Origin of the sequence: Bacillus sp. JJ1127 (genome assembly GCF_036965845.1) — a bacterium.
GTDB lineage: Bacteria > Bacillota > Bacilli > Bacillales > Bacillaceae_G > Bacillus_A.
Genome location: NZ_JBALQK010000188.1, coordinates 822 through 4,395 on the forward strand (window position 1 = coordinate 822; position 3,574 = coordinate 4,395).

Genomic DNA, 3,574 nt, shown 5'->3' on the forward strand with positions numbered 1-3,574 from the left:
GGTCTCTTTCTTTACATAGTTACAACTTGCTGTTGAATCAGGTTTTTAATAAACGGACTAATATTTTCTGGTAATTGATTTAGATCAAATGAATTGTTTGAACTTTTTTGTTTGTAGTATTTAGAAATTTCTTAATGTTATAATGGTAGTTGGTGATGAAGATGAATTATGATGAAAAGGAAATGCGGCGTCTAGAAGCATTAAAAGAAATTGCAGAATTATTAAATGAAGCAACAAATTTGCAGGAAATGTTAGAGAAAGTATTACATACATTATTGCAAGTTATGAATTTACAAACAGGTTGGATCTTTTTTATTGATGAAAACGGAATGCATCGTATGCTTGTTGATAAAAATTTGCCACCAGCACTTACATGGAAGGAAAAGAAACCGATGTGTGAAGGAGATTGTTGGTGTGTCGATCGATTCGTGAATGGACGTTTAGAAAAGGCAACAAATATTATTGAGTGTAAGCGAATTGAAGATGCCATTGAATATAATTGGGGAGAGACGGAAGAGATTACGCATCATGCGACGATTCCTCTTCGTGCTGGAGCTAAGAAGTTCGGTCTATTAAATGTTGCTTCACCTCATAAAACACATTTTACGGAGGAAGAATTAGCCTTGTTAGAAGCAATTGCATTTCAGATTGGAACAACGATACAACGAATTAGGCTAGTTGAGAAAGAGCGCAAATATGTAGTGGTAGCGGAGAGAAATCGACTCGCGCGTGATTTACATGATTCGGTTAAACAATTGTTATTTTCCATTATGTTAACTGCTAGAGGGACTCTTGATATGACAAAGGACAAAGAATTGCAAGAGATGCTAAGTTACATAGGAGAATTATCGCAAGAAGCGTTACAAGAGATGACATTATTAATTTGGCAATTACGGCCAGAAGGATTAGAAAAAGGGCTTGCAGAAGCGGTGCAGAATTACGGAAAGTTATTAGGTATTCAAGTAGCAATTCGAATTGATGGGATTATTTCAATTGGTGATGAAATAGAAGAAGTGCTGTGGCGTGTGAGCCAGGAAGCTTTACATAATTGTAAAAAGCATGCTTCATGCGGGAGGGTGTTTGTTAACTTAAAAACAGAAAATAGTAAGTTAAACTTTCAAATTGAAGATGACGGTATTGGGTTTGTTAAAGAAAAAGTAAGAGATTCAGCACTTGGTTTAAAAAATATGAAAGAACGAATTGAATTGATGAAAGGAACATTTCGAATAAGAACGAGGCCGGGACAGGGAACAAAGATTGAGATTCAGTTACCGGTTTGAAAGGGAGAAGGTTATTGAAAATTAAACTATTACTTGTAGAAGATCATCATATTGTTCGAAGGGGGCTTGTATTCTTTTTAAAAACGAAAGAGGAATTTGAAATTATAGGCGAAGCAGAGAATGGAGAAGAAGCGTTAGAGTTTGTTCGAAAAGAAAGGCCAGATGTAGTATTAATGGATTTATCAATGCCGAAAATGGATGGGATTGAAGCGACAAAACGATTGAAGCAATATGACGATACTATTAAAATCCTGATGTTAAGTAGTTTTTCAGAACAAGATTATGTTTTGCCAGCACTGGAAGCTGGCGCAGATGGTTATCAATTGAAAGAAGTACAGCCAGATCAACTTGTTGCTTCCATTATTGCGGTATATCAAGGAAATACAAACTTTCATCCGAAAGTAACTCCTGTTTTGTTAGGACGACCAGTAGTGAAAGAGGAAAAGCAAGATAGTTTGTCTATGCTGACAAAAAGAGAAAGAGAAGTCCTTCGTGAAATTACGAAAGGAAGAAGTAATAAAGAAATAGCAGCAGAGCTTCATATTACAGAACAGACGGTTAAAACACATGTTTCAAATGTACTTGCTAAGTTAGACGTAGATGATCGGACGCAAGCTGCTTTGTATGCTGTAAAACATAGTTAACTGTTTCAAAAAAGAAACTTGTACAAGAGTACGAGTTTCTTTTTTATTTTTATTGTTATTTCTGTTGTAAAGAAGCTCTTATTGGCTTTGTGAATAAAAATCAGAATAAATAAAGTGAAATCTTCATAAATAGTAAAAGAATGTCTTGTGTGGTGTGAAGTGTAATGGTACATATTGTAAGTTAAAAAGCAGTTTCACAAAATTTGAGGTGGTAAGATGGTAAACCAACAAGAAAAAAAATTATGTCTTTGCATGATTGTAAAAAATGAATCAAAAATAATTGAAAGATGTTTGAATGCGGCTAAACCAATCATTGACTTTGTTTCCATTTGTGATACAGGTTCTACCGATCGTACGCCTGGAATTATTGAAAAATGGTGTAAAGAAAATGGAATACCTGGAACGATTCATCATGAACCGTTTCGGAATTTTGGTTATAACCGAAGCTTAGCGGTATCATTGGCACAAGAAACGTATCCAGAGTCTGATTATTTGTTGGTGCTTGACGCAGATATGGTTTTAGAAGTTACACCTGATTTTGATAAACGTAGTTTAACTAAGGATCATTATCTGACGTTGCAATACGATATTCATATTAAATATTGGCTTACTCGTCTGCTAAAAACATCTTTACCGTGGAAATCCGTTGGAGTTACACATGAATACTGGGATATAGACCGTTCTAAAGTAGGTGCTGATTATAATGCGGGAGTAGATAGACTAGATGGTCTTATTATTAATGATCAAGGAGATGGTGGAAGTAAGGTTGATAAATTTGAAAGGGATAAACGATTATTATTGGAAGGGATACAAGACCCGACAACTACACCAGATTTAAAAGTAAGGTATTTGTTTTATTTGGCCCAAACTTATTATCATCTAAGTGAATTTGAGGAATCAATTAAATGGTACAAGAAAAGGGTTGAAGCTGGAGGATGGGCGGAAGAAGTATTTTATTCGTTCCTAAGAATTGGTCTTTGTTATGAACAGTTGGCGAATATCTCTTCATTCAAACAAGGGCAGCTTAAGAAAGAGGCGGAAGAAAATCAGTCTGAAATTGAAGGTTTTATTCAGCAGGAAGAACAGTTTTTTGCACTAGCTATTACGTATTTTCAAAATGCTTGGGAGTATAGACCAACTAGAGCAGAATCTTTATATCAACTTGCAAGGGTATATCGAACGATGTCTAAAAACCATATAGGTTTAATGTATGCATTGCAAGGAAAAGAAATCCCTTTTCCGAAAGAAGATCTTCTTTTTGTAGATTACCACGTGTACGATTATTTATTTGATTATGAGATTTCCATTTGTGCCTATTATATCGAAAGTAAGAAACATTTAGGCGCAAAGGCACAAAAGTATCTCGAGTCTAAAATAAAAGAGTTACCGATGCATATAGCAAGTGCAGTAGAGAAGAATACGCAGTTTTATTAAAAAAGAAATAAATCGCAAGAATCATTGAGTTTACAGTAAACAAGAGCGATAGTGTATTTAAATCATTAACAAATAGAACGATCATTTCTAGAAACTCATACAAAAGTATGAGTTCTTTTTTTATTCTTCATACTATTTTCTCAAAGAATTTCCCTCTTTTGATTGTGATTTGTATATAAATTTCTGATAATATATAGATAGAACTTAAAACAAAGG

The 3,574-nt window shown here is 34.3% G+C and carries 3 protein-coding genes; all 3 read left to right on the top strand.

Annotated elements, in window-relative coordinates; all coding sequences use genetic code 11:
* Positions 1-161 precede the first annotated feature (161 nt).
* The 3 genes from V7183_RS18230 to V7183_RS18240 all read left to right on the top strand — a co-directional run bounded on the left by V7183_RS18230 (position 162) and on the right by V7183_RS18240 (position 3,358).
* Positions 162-1,280: a GAF domain-containing sensor histidine kinase gene (locus tag V7183_RS18230; protein WP_141523145.1), complete on the top strand. Its 1,119-nt coding sequence runs from the start codon at positions 162-164 to the stop codon at positions 1,278-1,280.
* Between the two features lie 14 nt (positions 1,281-1,294).
* On the top strand, positions 1,295-1,924 hold the full coding sequence (locus tag V7183_RS18235) for a response regulator (protein WP_097898627.1): 630 nt from the start codon (positions 1,295-1,297) through the stop codon (positions 1,922-1,924).
* A 216-nt stretch (positions 1,925-2,140) separates the two neighbouring features.
* Positions 2,141-3,358, top strand: a complete 1,218-nt coding sequence (locus V7183_RS18240) for a glycosyltransferase (protein ID WP_335360377.1) — start codon at positions 2,141-2,143, stop codon at positions 3,356-3,358.
* The last annotated feature ends 216 nt before the right edge of the window (positions 3,359-3,574 follow it).

Bases quoted from the DNA above. Each gene is read 5' to 3' on its own strand.
- V7183_RS18230 (WP_141523145.1), top strand. From the start codon at position 162: ATGAATTATGATGAAAAGGAAATGCGGCGTCTAGAAGCATTAAAAGAA.
- V7183_RS18240 (WP_335360377.1), top strand. From the start codon at position 2,141: ATGGTAAACCAACAAGAAAAAAAATTATGTCTTTGCATGATTGTAAAA.